Source organism: Amycolatopsis echigonensis (assembly GCF_014174495.1).
Lineage (GTDB): Bacteria > Actinomycetota > Actinomycetes > Mycobacteriales > Pseudonocardiaceae > Amycolatopsis > Amycolatopsis echigonensis.
On sequence record NZ_JACJHR010000127.1, the window covers coordinates 1 to 16,849 of the forward strand.

At 70.4% G+C, this 16,849-nt stretch carries 13 protein-coding genes, 1 pseudogene and 1 riboswitch; of the genes and pseudogenes, 12 read left to right on the forward strand and 2 right to left on the reverse strand.

Features of this window, described 5'->3' with window-relative positions; genetic code table 11:
• Nucleotides 1-326 precede the first annotated feature (326 nt).
• The 12 genes and pseudogenes from H5411_RS43005 (at nt 327) to H5411_RS43060 (ending at nt 14,159) form a co-directional block, all read left to right on the forward strand.
• Nucleotides 327-620, forward strand: coding sequence for a hypothetical protein (locus tag H5411_RS43005; RefSeq protein ID WP_101438781.1), 294 nt, complete (start codon nt 327-329; stop codon nt 618-620).
• Nucleotides 621-996: 376 nt separating this feature from the next.
• Nucleotides 997-1,410: an SsgA family sporulation/cell division regulator gene (locus tag H5411_RS43010; protein ID WP_101438782.1), complete on the forward strand. Its 414-nt coding sequence runs from the start codon at nt 997-999 to the stop codon at nt 1,408-1,410.
• 805 nt (nt 1,411-2,215) lie between these two features.
• The gene (locus H5411_RS43015; RefSeq protein WP_101438783.1) at nt 2,216-2,551 is read left to right on the forward strand and encodes an STAS domain-containing protein; all 336 of its coding nucleotides are present in this window, start codon (nt 2,216-2,218) and stop codon (nt 2,549-2,551) included.
• 43 nt (nt 2,552-2,594) lie between these two features.
• On the forward strand, nt 2,595-3,434 hold the full coding sequence (locus tag H5411_RS43020) for an aldo/keto reductase (RefSeq protein WP_101438784.1): 840 nt from the start codon (nt 2,595-2,597) through the stop codon (nt 3,432-3,434).
• 53 nt (nt 3,435-3,487) lie between these two features.
• Nucleotides 3,488-4,498 (forward strand): glycosyltransferase family 4 protein, encoded by a 1,011-nt coding sequence (locus tag H5411_RS43025; RefSeq protein ID WP_208637708.1) that lies wholly within the window; start codon nt 3,488-3,490, stop codon nt 4,496-4,498.
• Nucleotides 4,498-5,259: pseudogene (locus H5411_RS43030) on the forward strand (lysylphosphatidylglycerol synthase domain-containing protein); the annotation flags it as partial. The gene H5411_RS43025 and the pseudogene H5411_RS43030, both read left to right, overlap by 1 nt.
• A gap of 251 nt (nt 5,260-5,510) precedes the next feature.
• A complete protein-coding gene (locus H5411_RS43035) occupies nt 5,511-6,881 on the forward strand; it encodes a carboxylesterase/lipase family protein (RefSeq protein ID WP_244194803.1) in 1,371 nt (456 codons plus the stop codon).
• Between the two features lie 4 nt (nt 6,882-6,885).
• The gene (locus tag H5411_RS43040) at nt 6,886-7,488 is read left to right on the forward strand and encodes a maleylpyruvate isomerase N-terminal domain-containing protein (RefSeq protein WP_101438787.1); all 603 of its coding nucleotides are present in this window, start codon (nt 6,886-6,888) and stop codon (nt 7,486-7,488) included.
• 44 nt (nt 7,489-7,532) lie between these two features.
• Nucleotides 7,533-7,610, forward strand: a riboswitch (S-adenosyl-L-homocysteine riboswitch).
• Between the two features lie 17 nt (nt 7,611-7,627).
• Nucleotides 7,628-11,233, forward strand: coding sequence for a methionine synthase (metH, locus tag H5411_RS43045; RefSeq protein ID WP_183127398.1), 3,606 nt, complete (start codon nt 7,628-7,630; stop codon nt 11,231-11,233).
• A gap of 83 nt (nt 11,234-11,316) precedes the next feature.
• Nucleotides 11,317-12,912: an FMN-binding glutamate synthase family protein gene (locus tag H5411_RS43050; protein WP_312878739.1), complete on the forward strand. Its 1,596-nt coding sequence runs from the start codon at nt 11,317-11,319 to the stop codon at nt 12,910-12,912.
• Nucleotides 12,913-13,374: 462 nt separating this feature from the next.
• Nucleotides 13,375-13,749 carry an STAS domain-containing protein gene (locus H5411_RS43055; RefSeq protein WP_183127400.1) on the forward strand — a complete coding sequence of 125 codons (375 nt, stop codon included), beginning with the start codon at nt 13,375-13,377 and terminating at the stop codon, nt 13,747-13,749.
• A 2-nt stretch (nt 13,750-13,751) separates the two neighbouring features.
• Entirely contained in the window at nt 13,752-14,159 is a 408-nt protein-coding gene (locus tag H5411_RS43060; RefSeq protein ID WP_183127402.1) for an ATP-binding protein, read from the forward strand.
• A 259-nt stretch (nt 14,160-14,418) separates the two neighbouring features.
• Here the strand turns inward: H5411_RS43060 and H5411_RS43065 are convergent, their stop codons facing one another.
• Entirely contained in the window at nt 14,419-16,032 is a 1,614-nt protein-coding gene (locus H5411_RS43065; RefSeq protein WP_183127404.1) for an AMP-binding protein, read from the reverse strand.
• Nucleotides 16,033-16,352: 320 nt separating this feature from the next.
• On the reverse strand, nt 16,353-16,772 hold the full coding sequence (locus tag H5411_RS43070) for a contact-dependent growth inhibition system immunity protein (RefSeq protein WP_183127406.1): 420 nt from the start codon (nt 16,770-16,772) through the stop codon (nt 16,353-16,355).
• Nucleotides 16,773-16,849 lie beyond the last annotated feature (77 nt).

A 16,849-nucleotide genomic window follows, 5' to 3' on the forward strand; every position in this document is an offset into this window, starting at 1 on the left:
GTTCGGTGTGGTGTCGGGCGGATTGGGGCGGTGGTCGCCGGGCTTGGTACGGGTGCACTCAAGCGACGCGGCCATGCCGGAGCGATGCCCGGCACCCTGAGGTGATGGCGGATTGCGCACGGGTCTCGATGCTGGCGTGCTGGAGCGGGGCCGCGCGAGGCCGGTCGCGGGTGCGCTCAGGCAAAGTGACCGTGCCGGAGTCACGCCCGGCGTCATGGAGTGATGCGGGCCAGCCAACGGACTCCCGCTGTCGCGGCGGTCCGGTCCCAGGCGGGCGCGGAGTGCGGTCGGGGACCGGTCCCGGTCTGGCTGGCTAGCTTCGCGGCATGGGTGAACAGCCGTCGACCAGGGCAGCTACCGCGGCGCTGGTGCTCAGCATCGTCAGCTGGCTCGCGTTCATCGGGACCTACCCCAGCCACAGCAGCAGTTTCGGCGACGCGCTCTATTACCAGCCGGTCACGGTTCTGGGGCCCTTGGTGCTGCCTCTGCTCGCGATCGTCTTCGGCCACCTCGGGCGCCGAGCCGGGGGCCGCGGCCGGTCGTCCGCGGCCTTGGTGCTCGGGTACCTGGCGCTTGCTCTCGAGGTGGCCCGGCTCATGGGCATGGCGACGGCTCACTGAACCCGCGTTGAATTTCGGGGCTGTCGCGAACCGAGTCGCTTCTCGGTCTTGACCCGATTCTGCCCGTCCCGCATTCGCCGTCGTTTTCGCGGGAAGAGCGGTCCTCTCCGCCGGGCCCGAACCTGTCCGGCTCCCCGATCGTGGCGATCCGTTTGCGCAGGTCGAAGCCGCCCGGTCCGGCTCGGGCAGGGACGGGTGCGCTGCCCGTTCCTGCGGTCAATGCTGCCCTTGCGTAGCCAACTGAGACGTAGATCTCCACCGTTGGAGTGAAATCTGCCCGGTCGGGCAGCTTAGGCTCTTACGGCGCGTTACCTATTGAGAAACATTCACTTCGGTCCGGACAGGTTCGCGACCGGATTACGAAGGAGGCGCCGTCGTGGAAACCGAACCGCAGGTCGTCCGCGCGACGATCATCTTCGGGCTGCGCACGTTCGGGTCCGTCCCGCTGCCGGTGCGCGCCGATCTCGAGTACGACCCGGCGGATCCGTTCGCGGTGTCGGTCGGCTACCACGCCGGCGGCGGCGTCGTGCGCTGGCTGTTCGGGCGAGACCTCCTCGCCGACGGCCTGCTCGCCCCCGCGGGCGACGGCGACGTCCAGGTGCGTCCCGCCTCCGACGACAGCCGCGTGCTCGTCGAGCTGAACGCGCCGGACGGCTCGGCCGTGCTGGAAGCCGCGGCCAGCGAACTCGCCGACTTCCTCGACCGTACCTACGACGAGGTCCCGGTCGGCTTCGAGGACCGCTGCTTCGACTTCGACGAGGAACTGGCGAAGCTCGCCCTTCGCGATTGACGGTCCACAGTGGACCGGCGCGCCGGGCGGCCTCTGAGCAGGCAGCCTGACCTTCCGCAAGAGTGACGGGCGGCAAGGTCGGTGTGTGAATCGACGCCGCAGTAAGGGAGCGACCCTGCGAGTCTCACGTCGGAGAGGCACCGCTCGGCTCGCTTGCGGCGAGAGCGACCGCTTGATGGATGCTAGGTCGCTGCGCGCGAATGGCTCGGTCCGTATCGGAGGGCCAAGCCGCGGGCCCGACTTGTCCGCCGTGAGACTGGATGGCCGCTTGTACGCCCGCAGCCCGACTCGATAATCCAGGCCCGACTCTGCCCGGTCGATTCAGCATCTGCCCAGCGCGGCCATTTTGCTTGCTACGTCAAGTGAACCGCCGCAAATGCGCTCACTGCGCGAACCAACGGCCACTCCCCGAACACCGGTCAATTCGCCTGGCCGCGAGAACGAACCCCGCAGCGCGAAACGGCGAGCCGATCAGACTGCCCGGGGCGGCCGAAGCACCAACGGAAACATCCCCCAACCAGGGGTCCGGCAGTAAACGGCCGATGAACGAATCCCCGCCCCGCCGCAGAAATCGGCAGCCCGCCAACAAACCGGCCGGGCAAACTCATCCGCAGCGCAGCTCGGCAACAGTGCCGCCGAAGCACGCCCCCCGAACAGGCGGACTCAGCCGCCGCGTGAGTGAACCTCGTGGTCACCCGGGTTGACCGCACTCGCAGAGCGCGTACGGTTTTCAGTGTTGGCTGTTGTCGAGAACCATACTGCGGTCAGCGCCCCCAGCAGTTCTCTGCGAAAGGAGCGCAAACCCATGACTCTCCACCTTCCCGGCGTCACGGCGCCGGTGGAACTGACCGTCCGCGCGGCGAGGCAGGCGGACGCGGTCCACCTCGCTCTGGTGGGCGACCTCGACGCGGCTACCGCGCACGTTTTCGAAGCGGTCGTCGCGCCGTTGACCGATTCGGTCGTCGTCGACCTGTCCGGGGTCGCGTTCCTGAGCTGCGCGGGCGTGCGTGCCCTGCTCGACGCGCACGAGCGGATTCCGTCGTTCGCGATCGTGCCTGGGAGGGCGCACGCGGTCCGGCGGTGTCTTTCGGTGACGGGCGCGGACGAGATCCTTCACGTCCGCGAGGCGGTCGCTGCCTGATCGAGCGAGTTTCACTGTCCTCGTGCAGGGGTAGGCCGCCGACATGACGATCGAGACGAACCGCGTTCCGCAGCTCGAACTCAACAACGGCGTCCGGATTCCGCAGTTCGGCCTGGGCGTCTTCCAGATCCCGCCGGAGGAAACGGCGGCGGCGGTGCGCGAAGCGCTGGAAGCCGGGTACCGGCACATCGACACCGCGCAGATGTACCGCAACGAAGAGGGCGTCGGCGAGGGCATCCGCGATTCGGGCGTACCGCGCGAAGAAATCTTCGTCACCACAAAGCTGGCGAACGACGCGCAGGGCCACGACAACGCGATCAACGCGATGGAGGGCAGCCTGCAGCGGCTCGGCCTGGACTACGTCGACCTCTACCTGATCCACTGGCCGCTGCCGGGCCAGGACAAGTACGTCGGCACCTGGCACGGTTTCGAGGAGCTGCTGCGTGCCGGGAAGGCCCGCGCGATCGGGGTGTCCAACTTCCAGGTCGCGCACCTGGAACGGCTGGCCGCCGAGTCGGCGACGGTGCCCGCGGTGAACCAGATCGAACTCCATCCCGCGCTGCAGCAACCGGAACTGCGCGCCTACCACGAAGCGCACGGCATCGTGACCGAGGCGTGGAGCCCGCTGGCCCAAGGCGAGGTGCTCGAGGACCCGCTGCTGGCCGAACTGGCCGAGAAACACGGCAAGACGCCCGCCCAGATCGTGCTGCGCTGGCACGTGCAGATCGGCAACGTCGTGTTCCCGAAGTCGTCGTCGCCGAAGCGGATGCGGGAGAACATCGACATCTTCGACTTCTCCCTCAGCGACGGCGACCTGGATGCCCTCAGCGGTCTCGACGAGGGCCGCCGCACCGGCTTCGACCCGGACACCTTCGAAGGCTGAACCAGATCGCCCAGTCGCCCGTTGTCTCCTGTGTGGAGGGAGGCAGCGTGCGACTGTCCTGTTTCGTGGTCCCCGGCGACGTCGACGACCGCAGCGTGCCCAGCGGCGGCAACACCTACGACCGTCGCATGGCCGAGCACCTGCCGGTACGGCTGCGGCCGGTTGACGGCACCTGGCCGGACCCTGACGAGGCCGCGCAGCGTCGGCTGGACCAGGCCCTCGCCGAGGTCCCCGACGGCGGGAAAGTGCTGCTCGACGGCCTGGTCGCCTGCGGAGTGCCCGACGTCCTCGCCCCGTACGCGGACCGGCTCGCCCTGGCCGTCCTCGTGCACCTCCCCCTGGCCGACGAAACCGGCCTGGACCCGCAGCGCGCGGCAGACCTCGACGGCCGCGAACGCAAGACGCTCCACCTGGCGCACCAGGTCATCGTCACCAGCCCAGCCGCAGCCCGCGCTGTCGAGAAGCGCCACGGCCTCGCGACCGTCCACATCGCACCGCCCGGGACCGATCCGGCACCGCCGGCGACCGGGACCGACGGAGTGTCCCAGCTGATCTGTGTCGCCGCGATTACCCCGCGCAAGGGCCAGGACATCCTCCTCAATGCACTGTCCGAAGTAGACGGACTTGAGGTTGACTTCGTCGGCTCACGGACCCGAAACCCGGCCTACGCCAACAGTTTGAGCCATCCGCGCGCCCACTTCACCGGCCCTCTCGACGGAGCAGCGCTAGAAGCCGCCTACCACCGGGCTGACCTGTTGGTCCTGCCGTCGCACGCCGAGACCTACGGCATGGTCGTCACGGAAGCGCTCGCCCGCGGAATTCCGGTGCTCGCGTCGGACGTCGGCGGCGTGCCCGACGCCCTCGGTCGCGCACCGGACGGCGAGCAGCCCGGTCTCCTCGTCCCGCCCGGCGACGCAGCAGCCCTCGCGGCAGCGCTCCGAACCTGGCGCGATGACCCTGACCTGCGGAAACGACTCCGTGCTGCGGCTGCCGCACGAGCACGCACACTAGAGGGGTGGGCCGCCGCCGCGGCCCGGTTGAACGGAATTTTGGCGGTGCGTTGATGCGGTGGCTGCGACTGCTGGCCGGAGCCGCGCTCCTCGCCGCCCTGTGGTGGAGGCTCGGCACCGGAGCGTTCGCCGGTGGCCTGCGCGCGCTGGGGCCGGGTCCGATCGCGATAGCCCTGGTCATCGGCGTCGTGACCACGCTGGCGAGTGCCGCGCGCTGGCGGCTGGTCGCGGCGCGGCTGGGGCTGCACCTGCCGTTCCGGGAAGCCGTCGGCGACTACTACGGCGCGCAATTCCTCAACGGCGTCCTCCCGGCAGGCGTGCTCGGCGACGTCCACCGCGCGGTGCAGCACGGACGACGGTCGGGAGACGTCGGCCGCGGCATCCGGGCAGTCGTGCTCGAACGCGCCGCCGGACAAACGTTCGTGGTGGTCGCCGGGCTGGCCGTCGTGGTTTTCCGGCCGGAGCTTCTGCCGCGGCAGGTGCTGATCTGCCTGGGGATCGTGATCGTGGCGCTGGTCGTGGTCGCGGTGGTGATGCGGCAACGGCTGCGCCGCGTCTGGGCGGCCGACATCCGGACCGGCGTGCTCGAAGCGTGGCCCGGTGTCACCGGCTGGTCCCTGCTGGCGGTGGCCGGGCATCTGACGCTGTTCGTGGTCGCCGCCCGCGCGGCAGGCGCGACCGCGCCGTTGAGCGTCCTGCTGCCGCTGCTGGTGCTCGCGTTGCTGGCGATGGGGATGCCGCTGAACGTCGGCGGGTTCGGCCCGCGCGAGGGCGCGGCGGCGGTTTCGTTCGCCGCCGCCGGGCTGGGCGCGGAGCAGGGCGTGACGGTCGCGGTCGGCTACGGCGTGCTCGGTCTGGTCTCGACGCTGCCCGGTGGGGCGGTTCTCGTGCTCCGCCGGGTGATCCGGCGGCCGGACCGGGACGCCCGGCCGGTATCGTCCGGCCGGTGGCGGCGGCTTTTCGGGGGATTCGGCGACGGTGGTTCGCGGCGCTGGCCGTCGTCCCCGCTCTGGTCGCCTCGGCCTGCGCGGCTTCGGACGCGGCGATCACCCGGGCAGGTGACGTCGTGCACACCGCAGCCGGCTCCGTCCGCGGCAGCGTCGCTCCCGGTCACCGGGTCTTCCAAGGCATCCCGTACGCGGCCGCACCTGTCGGGCAGCGGCGCTGGCAGCCGCCCGCCCCGGTCGAGCCCTGGACGGGGGAGCGGGACGCCACGAAACCAGGGCCCCGCTGTCCGCAGGCCGCCGACGGAGCCCTGACCAGCGAGGACTGCCTCTCCCTGAACGTCTGGACCCCGCCGGCCGGCGAGACCGGGCGGCCGGTCCTGGTGTGGCTGCACGGCGGCGCGTTCCTCACCGGCGGCGGCGACCGCTACGGCGCTGGACGGCTCGTGGACCGCGGCGACGCGGTCGTGGTCACGCTCAACTACCGGCTCGGCGCGCTCGGCTTCCTCGCCGACCCGTCGCTGGGCCCGGAGCCGGGGAATTACGGCTTCCTCGACCAGCAGCAGGCGCTGCGGTGGGTGCGCGACAACATCGAATCCTTCGGCGGCGACCCGAACCAGGTGACGATCGCGGGGGAGTCCGCCGGCGGGATGTCGGTGTGCGACCACCTCGTCGCCCCCGGCTCGCGCGGGCTGTTCCGCGCCGCGATCATCCAAAGTGGACCGTGCCAGGCGCAGGCGACGCTGCCCGCCGCCGAGCGCAAGAGCGTCGAGTACGCCGCCGCGCGCGGCTGCACCGACCGCCGGACCGCCGCGGAATGCCTGCGGGCCTTGCCCGTCAAGCAGCTCCTGGCCGCTCCGGCGTACGGCTCGATCGCCGGCATCGAGATGCCCGGACCGGTCACCGGCGGTTCGGTGCTGCCCGGCAAGGTCCCCGCGACGCCGGTGCCGGTCATGCTGGGCACGACGCACGACGAGTTCACGTATTTCCTCGCCGAGCAGGTCGCGTCCGGTCGCGAAGTCACGCTGCACGGCTACCCGCAAGCGCTTGCCACCGTCTTCCCCAACGCGGCCGCGGTCGCTCGCGAGTACCCGGTGGATGCGTTCAGCGGCAACGCTTCCCTCGCGTACGCGGCGGCGGTCACGGACTGGGCGTTCGCCTGCCCGGCCGCGCGGCTCGCCAGTTCGCTGCCGAGCGTGTCGACCTACGAGTTCGACGACCCGACCTCACCGGCCGCGGCGGCGTTGCGAGCGCCGTTCCCGCTCGGCGCCACGCACACCGCGGAACTGCCGTACCTGTTCGATTTTGCCGACCAGCCAACAACATTCACCCCGGCGCAGCAGCGGCTCGCGGACCGGATGGCGGACGACTGGATGTCGTTCGTCCGCGGCGGTCCGACCGGGCAGGCGGTCGCGTACCGGCCAGACGGCGCGCAGCCGTTGACCGGATTCGCGAAAGATCACCACTGCGGCTTCTGGGCTTCTCTACGCTGACCCGATGACCGTGCGCGCCGAAGACCTCGACGAAGCCCTGACCTGCGTGTCCACCGCTCTCGAGCCCGTCACCGGCGGCGACTGGACGCGTCCGGCAGGCGACCTCGACTGGGATTGCCGTTACACCGCAGAGCACCTCGGCGACGCGCTCCTGTCCTACGCCGCTCAAGTCGTGAGCCGCCCGGCCGACCGTTACGTGCGCTTCCTCGCCAAAACCGACGCCGACGCGTCCCCGGCCGAGCTGCTCGAGTTCGTCCTCACCGGCGGGCGTCTGCTTGCCGCGGCGGTCCGGAACAGCCGCCCGGACGAACGCGCCTACCACCCGACCGGCCGCTCCGATCCGGCCGGTTTCGCCGCGATGGGCTGCGTGGAACTGCTGCTGCACGGCGAAGACATCGCCCGGGGCCTGGACACGGCCATCGACGCTCCGCGCGACACTTGCGCCCGCGTCGTCGCGCGGCTTTTCCCTGAGCAGGAGCCGATTCCCGACGCCTGGGACGCGCTGCGCTGGTGCGCGGGCCGGATCGAGCTGCCCGGACGGCCCCGGCGGACCGGCTGGAAGTGGCGGGGCAGCCCGCTCGAGGACGGCTCGATTCCCGAGGAGTGAACACACCTGCCCGCGGGGTGGTCACATCCGGTAGTCTTGACGACCAGGTCGAGAGGCGCTGCAACGGACCGGTGGTCCGCCACGCTCGGCCGGCACCACCATCCCAAGGGCGCCTCCGTGAACTCATGCGGAGGTGGCGATGACCCAGAACCTGCGGAACCTGCTCGACCAGCGCGTCGTCGTGCTCGACGGGGCCTGGGGCACGATGCTGCAGGGCGCCGGTCTCGCTCCCGAGGACTACCGGGCGGACTGGCTCGAAGGGCACGAGAAGGACGTCACCGGCGACCCGGACCTGCTGAACCTCACGCGGCCCGACGTCGTGCTCGACGTGCACCGCCAGTACCTCGCCGCGGGCGCGGACATCACCACCACCAACACGTTCACCGCGACCAGCATCGGCCAGGCGGACTACGGCCTGCAGGACCGCGTGCGCGAGATGAACCTGCGCGCCGCCGAACTCGCGCGCCAGGCCGCGGACGAGTTCGGCGACCGGTTCGTGGCCGGGTCGATCGGGCCGCTCAACGTCACGCTGTCGCTGTCGCCGCGCGTCGAGGACCCGGCGTACCGCGCGGTCACCTACGAGGACGTCAAAGCCTCGTACGCCGAACAGATCAAGGCGCTCGCCGACGGCGGCGTCGACCTGCTGATGATCGAGACGATCTTCGACACCCTCAACTGCAAGGCCGCGATCACCGCGGCCCGCGAGGTCGCGCCGCATCTGCCGCTCTGGATCTCGGTGACCATCGTCGACCTGTCCGGGCGCACCCTGTCCGGCCAGACCGTCGAGGCGTTCTGGACGTCGATCGCGCACGCGCGCCCGATGGTCGTCGGCGTCAACTGTTCGCTCGGGGCCGCCGAAATGCGTCCCCACGTGGCGGAACTGGCGAAACTCGCCGACACCTACACCGCGTGCCACCCGAACGCGGGGCTGCCCAACGCGTTCGGCGGCTACGACCAGACGCCCGAGGAGACCGGCGGCATGCTCGGCGAGTTCGCCGGCGCCGGAATGGTCAACATCGTCGGCGGCTGCTGCGGCACCACGCCCGCGCACATCGCCAAGATCGCCGAAGCCGTCAAGGGCCTTCCGCCGCGGACGGTGCCCGCGCACGAGCCGAGCACGCGGTTCTCCGGGCTCGAACCGTTCAAGATCGGCGCGGACACCGGGTTCGTGATGATCGGCGAGCGCACCAACGTCACCGGCTCGGCGAAGTTTCGCAAGCTGATCGAGGCGGGCGACCACCAGGCCGCGGTGGACGTCGCGCTGGAGCAGGTCCGCGGCGGCGCGAACCTGCTCGACGTCAACTTCGACGCCGACCTGCTCGAATCCGAGCGGGAGATGACGACGTTCCTCAACCTGATCGCCACCGAGCCCGAGGTCGCGCGCATCCCGGTGATGATCGACAGCTCGCGCTGGAGCGTGCTGGAGGCCGGGCTCCGCTGCGTGCAGGGCAAGGGCGTGGTCAACTCGATCAGCCTCAAGGAGGGCGAGGGACCGTTCCTGGAGCAGGCCCGGCGCATCCACGACTACGGAGCCGGCGTCGTCGTGATGGCCTTCGACGAGAAGGGCCAGGCCGACACGGTCGAGCGCAAGGTCGAAATCTGTGCCCGCGCTTACGATCTGCTCACCCGCGAGGCCGGATTCGCCGGCGAGGACATCATTTTCGACCCGAACGTGCTCGCCGTCGCCACCGGCATCAGCGAGCACAACGGGTATGCGAAGGCGTTCATCGAGGCGCTGCCGCTGATCAAGGAACGCTGTCCGGGCGCGCACACCTCCGGCGGCATCTCGAACCTGTCGTTCTCCTTCCGCGGCAACAACGTCGTGCGCGAGGCGATGCACTCGGCGTTCCTGTTCCACGCCGTGCGCGCCGGGCTCGACATGGGCATCGTCAACGCCGGCCAGCTCGCGGTGTACGAGGACATCCCGAAGGACCTGCTGGAACTGGTCGAGGACGTCCTGTTCGACCGCCGCCCGGACGCCACCGACCGGCTCGTCGAGTTCGCCGAGACGGTCAAGGGCAGCGGCACCAAACGCGTCGTCGACCTGTCGTGGCGCGACAACCCGGTGGCGGAACGGCTTTCGCACGCGCTGGTGCACGGCATCGTGGACTTCATCGAGGAGGACACCGAGGAGGCCCGGCAGGAGTTCGCCCGGCCGCTCGAGGTGATCGAGGGCCCGCTGATGGACGGCATGAAGATCGTCGGCGACCTCTTCGGCGCCGGGAAGATGTTCCTGCCGCAGGTCGTGAAGAGCGCGCGGGTGATGAAGCGTTCGGTGGCCTACCTCGAGCCTTATATGGAGGCGGAGAAGGAGAAGATGCAGGCCGAGGGCCGCATCGACACCTCGCGCGGCAACGGCAAGGTCGTGCTCGCCACGGTGAAGGGCGACGTGCACGACATCGGCAAGAACATCGTCGGCGTGGTGCTGGGCTGCAACAACTACGAGGTGATCGACCTCGGCGTGATGGTGCCCGCGGCGAAGATCCTCGACACCGCGGTGGCCGAGAACGCGGACGTCGTCGGGCTGTCCGGGCTGATCACGCCGTCGCTGGACGAGATGGTGTCGGTCGCGCAGGAAATGCAGCGGCGCGGGCTCAAGCTGCCGCTGCTGATCGGCGGCGCGACCACGTCGAAGCAGCACACCGCGGTCAAGATCGCCCCGGCGTACGACCACACCACGGTGCACGTGCTCGACGCGTCGCGGGTGGTCGGCGTGGTGTCCGACCTCCTCGACACCGACCGCGCCGACGCGCTGGACACCGCCAACCGCGCGGAGCAGCAGCGGTTGCGCACCCAGCACGAAAACCGGCACGCGACGCCGATGCTGACTCTGGAGCAGGCGCGGGCGAACGCCGAGAAGGTGTCGTTCGACGAGATCCCGACGCCGGAGTTCACCGGCGTGCGCGTGGTCGAGCCGTCGATTCCGCAGCTGCGCGAGATGATCGACTGGCAGTTCCTGTTCCTGGCCTGGGAGCTCAAGGGCAAGTACCCGGCGATCCTCGACCAGCCGGTCGCGCGCGAGCTGTTCGACGACGCGAACCAGCTGCTGGACGAGATCATCGAGAACGGCTCGTTCACCGCACGCGGCGCGTACGCGTTCTGGCCCGCGCATTCCGAGGGCGACGACATCCTGCTCGACGGCGAGTACTCGGACTGGAAGTTCCCGATGCTGCGCCAGCAGACGCAGAAGCCGGAGGGTCGCGCGAACCGGTGCCTCGCCGACTACATCGCCCCCGCCGGCGCGGGCGACCACCTGGGCGGGTTCGCCGTCGCCATCCACGGCGCGGAGGACCTGGCCGCGAAGTACGAGGCCGAGCACGACGACTACCGGGCGATCATGGTGAAGGCGCTGGCCGACCGGCTGGCCGAGGCGTTCGCCGAGTACCTGCACCTGGAGGCCCGCCGCCGCTGGTTCGAACCGGACGCGCAGCCGGACCTGGCGGACCTGCACGCGGAACGCTTCCGCGGCATCCGCCCGGCGCTCGGCTACCCGGCAAGCCCGGACCACAGCGAGAAGAAGGACCTGTTCGAGCTGCTGGGCGCCCAGGAGCTGGGGATCGGCCTGACCGAGTCGTACGCGATGACCCCGGCCGCCGCGGTGAGCGGGCTGATCTTCGCGCACCCGGACTCGCGGTACTTCACGGTCGGACGCCTGGGCCGCGACCAGACGGAGGACTACGCCCGCCGTCGCGGCGAGGAACTGTCCGAAGTGGAGCGGTGGTTGCGGCCCAATCTGGCTTACTGAGCTTCTGGGGAACGACCGGTGCGGTCGTTCCCCGTTGGCTGGCCGACCTGCGCGTCCCGGCTGCGGGGTTTAGTTTCGACCTCGTGGCAAGACTCAGTGTGGTCCGGTTTGGGCTGGTCGCGGGGCTGGTCGTGGTCGCGGCCGGGGCAGTGGTGCTCTGTGTGGCGGTGTCGGCGTGGTGGTGGTTCCTCGCGGCGCCGCTGCTGGCGCTCGCGGCGACCGGGGCATACGACCTGGCCCAGCGGCGGCATTCGGTACTGCGGAACTATCCGGTGCTCGGGCATCTGCGGTTCTTGCTCGAAAGCCTCCGGCCGGAATTGCAGCAGTACTTCGTGGAACGCAACTTCGACGGCCGCCCGTACGACCGCGACGTCCGGTCCATTGTCTACCAACGCGCCAAAGGCACTGCCGCGGAAGAACCGTTCGGCACCGAGCGCGACGTGTACGCCGAGGGATACGAATTCCTTGTTCCGTCCCTTGCGCCGGTGCCGGTTCCGGATCACGCGCCGCGGGTCCGGGTCGGCGGGCCGGACTGTACTCGGCCGTACGAGATGGCGTTGCTGAACGTGTCCGCGATGAGCTTCGGTTCCTTGTCCAGCAACGCGATCCTCGCGCTGAACCAAGGCGCTGCCCGTGGCGGCTTCGCGCACGACACCGGCGAGGGCGGGCTCTCGGAGTACCACCTGCGGGGCGGCGGCGACCTGATCTGGGAAATCGGCACCGGCTACTTCGGCTGCCGGACCTCGGATGGCGATTTCGATCCCTCGACCTTCGCCGAAAAAGCCGCGCACGACGCGGTGAAATGCGTTTCGCTCAAGCTTTCGCAAGGTGCGAAGCCGGGGATGGGCGGGGTTCTCCCGGGTACGAAGGTGAATGCGGAAATCGCCCGGGTGCGCGAGGTGCCGATGGGAGAAACGGTGGTTTCCCCGCCGTATCACCGGGTGTTCTCGACGCCGCGCGAACTGGTGCGGTTCCTCGCCCGGATGCGCGAGCTGGCAGGCGGGAAGCCGACCGGGTTCAAGCTGTGCGTCGGTTCGCGGGTGCAGGTGCTGGCGGTGTGCAAGGCGATGCGGGCTGAAGGGGTCACGCCGGACTTCATTGTGGTCGATGGTGCTGAAGGCGGTACCGGCGCCGCCCCGCTGGAGTTCGCGGATCACCTTGGCACGCCGCTCACCGAGGGTCTGCACACTGTCCACAATGCACTTGTCGGCACCGGGCTGCGGGACCGGATCCGGCTCGGGGCGAGCGGAAAGGTCGCTACCGGAGCGGACGTGGTGAAGCGGCTGATCCAGGGCGCCGACTACACGAACGCCGCGCGGGCGATGATGTTCGCGGTGGGGTGCATCCAGTCGCAACGGTGCCATACGAACAAATGCCCGGTCGGGGTGGCGACGCAGGATCCGCGCCGGGGGCGGGCGCTGGACGTGGGGGACAAGACCGAGCGGGTGCGGCGCTACCAGGAGGCGACGGTCGCTTCGGCGATGCGCATCATGGCGGCGATGGGGGTTTCCGATCCGGCGGAGTTGTCGCCGCAGATGCTCCGGAGGCGGGTGGACGCACGGACGGTGCTGTCGTACGCGGAGTGGTACGACTGGCTGGAGCCTGGGCAATTGCTGGCGGAGCCGCCTCGCGAATGGGCGGAGGCGTGGGCCGCGGCGGACCCCGACCGGTTCGCTTGACCGCGGGCTCGCCGGGGTGCTGTTGGGCTGGCGGCGGATTCGGACCAGGTTCCCGACTGCGGGCGGCCCGGTTTCGCTGACGTCCGTCGGCCGATGCGCGTTGCCGGTCGCCTTGATCTCCTGCGGTCCCGCTGGCACGGTCCGGCGGCTACTGAGAAACCCCATGTGGCATCCCGCGCACCGAACTTTGGGTGCGTCAGATGCGCCCCATGCCGCATGGGGGACGCGCCGGGCGGGGCTCGCCGAGGCGGGGCGAGGTGGCAGACGACCAGCTCCGGCGGCGTTGGTTCCCCTGGGGTCGGCGCGAAGCCCGGGGTCCAAGGCCGGCGTGTCGTTCTCCGCGACTGGCCTCCTCCGGGCCCGCTGATGGCGGTGCCGGCGCGCGGCCGGGCGGAGGGTCCGCGGTGCCGCCGGGCGGGGTCCACTGGCGATCCGTCCTCCGATCCGGCACGATCAGCAATCGTGGCTTCGGGAGACGGGCAGGAAGCGGGCGACCTCGAGGTTTCCGTCCGGTGGCGGGGACCGGCCGCGGTCGTGACCGTGGGCGGAGAGATCGACCTGGTCACCGCGCCGGAACTTGGCGAGTTCGTGGGCGGGGTGCTCGAACGCGAGCCCGGCGTGCTGGTGGTCGACCTGCGTGCGGTCGAGTTCCTCAGCTCGTCCGGACTGCAGGTGCTGGCCGGCGCGCACCGCAAGCTCGACGCGGGCGCGTTGCGGGTCGTGAGCACGTCCTCGATCACCTCGCGGCCGTTCACGACCACCGGGCTCGACGAGTGGATCGCGCTGTTCCCGTCGGTCGACCAGGCGCTGGCCGGGGTCGCCGGAGCGGGCGGCTGAGGATGGACGTGCAGGAGGGCACCCGCGCGCTGAGCTGCCACGGGATCGTGGCGGAGCCGGGGGCGCTGCGCGCGTTGCGGCACCGGCTGCTGGACTGGGCGCTGGAGTCCGGCATTCCGGACGATCGCGCGCACGACATCGTGCTGGCCGGGTACGAGGCGCTGGCGAACGTCGCGGACCACGCGTATCCGGACGAGCCCGGGCTGGTGGATCTCGACGCGGTGTGCCGGCCGGACAGCGTCGAGGTGGTGATCGCCGACCACGGGGAGTGGCGACCGCCGGACGAGACCGAGGACGATCCGGTTTCGCTGCGCGGGCGCGGCTTGCTGCTGGTGCAGGCGACCGCGGACCGGGCGGAGGTGCGCACCGGCGCGGACGGCACGGTGGTCACGTTGGGCTGGCAGCTCTGACGGGCCCGGTCCTCTGCGGATAACGCCGGTGCCGATCCGGCTTGGGTGTCCGTGCGGTGGCTGGTGCGGTGCGGGTGCCACAGTGGCCCCATGGGGACGGAATTCGGTTTTGCTGGTTTGGTTGCGGCCGCGGCCTAGTTGCGGGCGACAGTCTCGTTTGGTGCGACGGGCGACGGCTGGTCGGGCGCGCGGCACAGTTGTCGCGTTGGGCAGGCAGCGCTGGTGAGTTCACTTCGCCAGCTACGCCGCGAAGGCCGCCTCAGCTCACCGGTTCGGCGGCGCGGCGGCGCAGCAGGTACCGCTGCACCTTCCCGCTCGGGTTGCGCGGGAGAGCCGAGATGAACTCGACCCGCCGCGGGTATTTGTACGGCGCGGCAAGGGATTTCGCGAAGTCCTGCAGCTCCTTCACCTTCGCGTCGTCGCCGGGAACGCCCTCGTTGAGGACGACGTAAGCGGCGACGATCGAGCCGCGCGCGTCGTCCGGGGCGGCGACGACCGCGCATTCCAGCACGTCCGGGTGGCGCAGCAGCACCTCTTCGACCTCGGGACCGGCGATGTTGTAGCCGGACGAAACGATCATGTCGTCACTGCGGGCGCGGTAGTGGAAGTAGCCGTCGGAGTCGCGGACGTAGGTGTCGCCGGTGAGGTTCCAGCCGTCTTCGACGAAGACCGTTTGCCGGTCGTCGGCCAGGTAGCGGCAGCCGGTCGGGCCTTGGACGGCCAGGCGGCCCGGGGTGCCGTCGGGGACGGGGCGGCCGTTGTCGTCGACGATCCGCGCGCGGTAGCCGGGCACGACGCGGCCGGTCGCGCCCGGGCGGGCGTCCTCGTCGGCGGCGGAGATGAAGACGTGCAGCATTTCGGTGCTGCCGATGCCGTCGATGAGCCAGTGCCCGGTGGCCTCGTGGAAGTCGGTCGCGACGGACGCGGGCAGCGCCTCGCCCGCGGACACCGCACGGCGCAAGCCGGACAGCAGCGGGCGGCGGTCGGAGGCCAGGATCGCCCGGTACGCGGTGGGCGCGGTGAACAAGACCGTCACGTGATGTTCGGCGACGAGGTCCGCCAGCTCGGTCGGAGTGGCGCGCTCGACGAGCAGTGTCGCGGCGCCGGCGTGCAACGGGAAGACCAGCAGTCCGCCGAGCCCGAAGGTGAACGCCAGCGGGGGAGTGCCGCAGAACAGGTCGGTTTCCCGGGGTTTGACCAGGTGCCGGGAGAACGTGTCGGCGATGGCGAGCAGGTCGCGGTGGAAATGCATGGTCGCCTTGGGGCGGCCGGTAGTGCCGGAGGTGAAGGCGAGGAGGGCGACGTCGTCCGAGGCGGTGTCGACGTCCTCGAAGGCCTCCGGGCGGGTGGCGCAGCGAGCGGCGAGGTCGTCGGGACTGTCGCCGCCGTACGGCACTACCGGTAGGTCGAAGGATTGCAGTTCCTCGAGGTACCGGTGGTCGCAGAGGGCGATCGCGGGCGTGCTCGCTTCGATGATCTTCGACAGCTCGTGCGCGCGAAGCATCGGCATAGTGGCGACGGCGACCGCGCCCGCCTTCAGCACTCCGAGCCAGCACGCGGCGAGCCACGGGGTGTTCGGCCCGCGCAGCAGCACGCGGTTCCCGGGTACGACGCCTTGCGCGGTGAGTTCGTGGGCGATCTGGTTGGCGCGCGTCAGCAACTCGCCGTAGGACCAGGATTCGGTGGGGGAGAGCAGCGCGGGACGGTCGGTGCCCCAGCGCGCGATCGTGTCGTCGAGCAGGCGCGTGGCCGCGTTGAGCCGGTCGGGGTACTGCAGTTCGGGCAGGTCGAACCACAACTCCGGCCACTGCTCGAACGGCGGGAGGTGGTCCCGGCAGAACGTGTCGACATGCGCACTCGGCTGGAGCTGCACTGCGTGCCCCCAATTCGGACGACGGCCATTCACGCGTCCAGCTACTGTAATACGTTTTACGACCGTCAGGAAGACGCAACATCGGACGGCGCTCGCGGGGGCACGGAGCGCAGTCGGGCCGGGAGGCTCAACGGAGCGGGGCTGCTTGGGGAAGTTGGTGTCGCGTGGGCGGGCTCTTTGGTGATGCGAGGCCGTGGAGTGGCCTGCCGTGGGCTGGGCTCGGTGGATGCTCGCCGGAAAGCGGCGGTGCGGCACGGGCGTTCGCGGAGCGCAGGTGGTGTGTGGCTTCGTGCGGAGTGCGGCGGTGTGGACCCAGCCGGTCAGGCGCGGAGCTGCTCGCGGAACGCGGCGATGCGGCTGCGGACGAAGTCGTCGAAGTCTTCCGCGGCCGGGTCGATCGACGCGAGGACGCGTTCGAGCCGTTCGAGGCGGTCCGGGTGGGTGTGCCAGTGGGCGAGCGGAACACGCAGGGTCGAGACGAGGAGATCGCCGGGAAAGAGGTCGCCCTCGCAGAGCGGGTCTTCTTCCAGCATCGCCAGCGCGCGGGGCACGAGGAAAGGCACGCCGACGTGCTGGCCGAGCAGCAGGCGCACGTCTTCGGCGGTGAGCAGGCCGAGGGGCTTGCGCCGCAAGCGGTGCACGGTCGAGATCAACCGGGTCGCGTCGGCGGGCGGGTCGCCCCAGTCGGAGTCTTCGATCTGCTGCAGCGACTGGGCGGACCGGTCGGCTCGGCGGGACATGGGCGGTCACCTCGTTTCCGGCGCGGTTTTCGGCGAGCGTCGATGCCCGCGGGAGTTCGTGAGGGGAACCCCGCAGG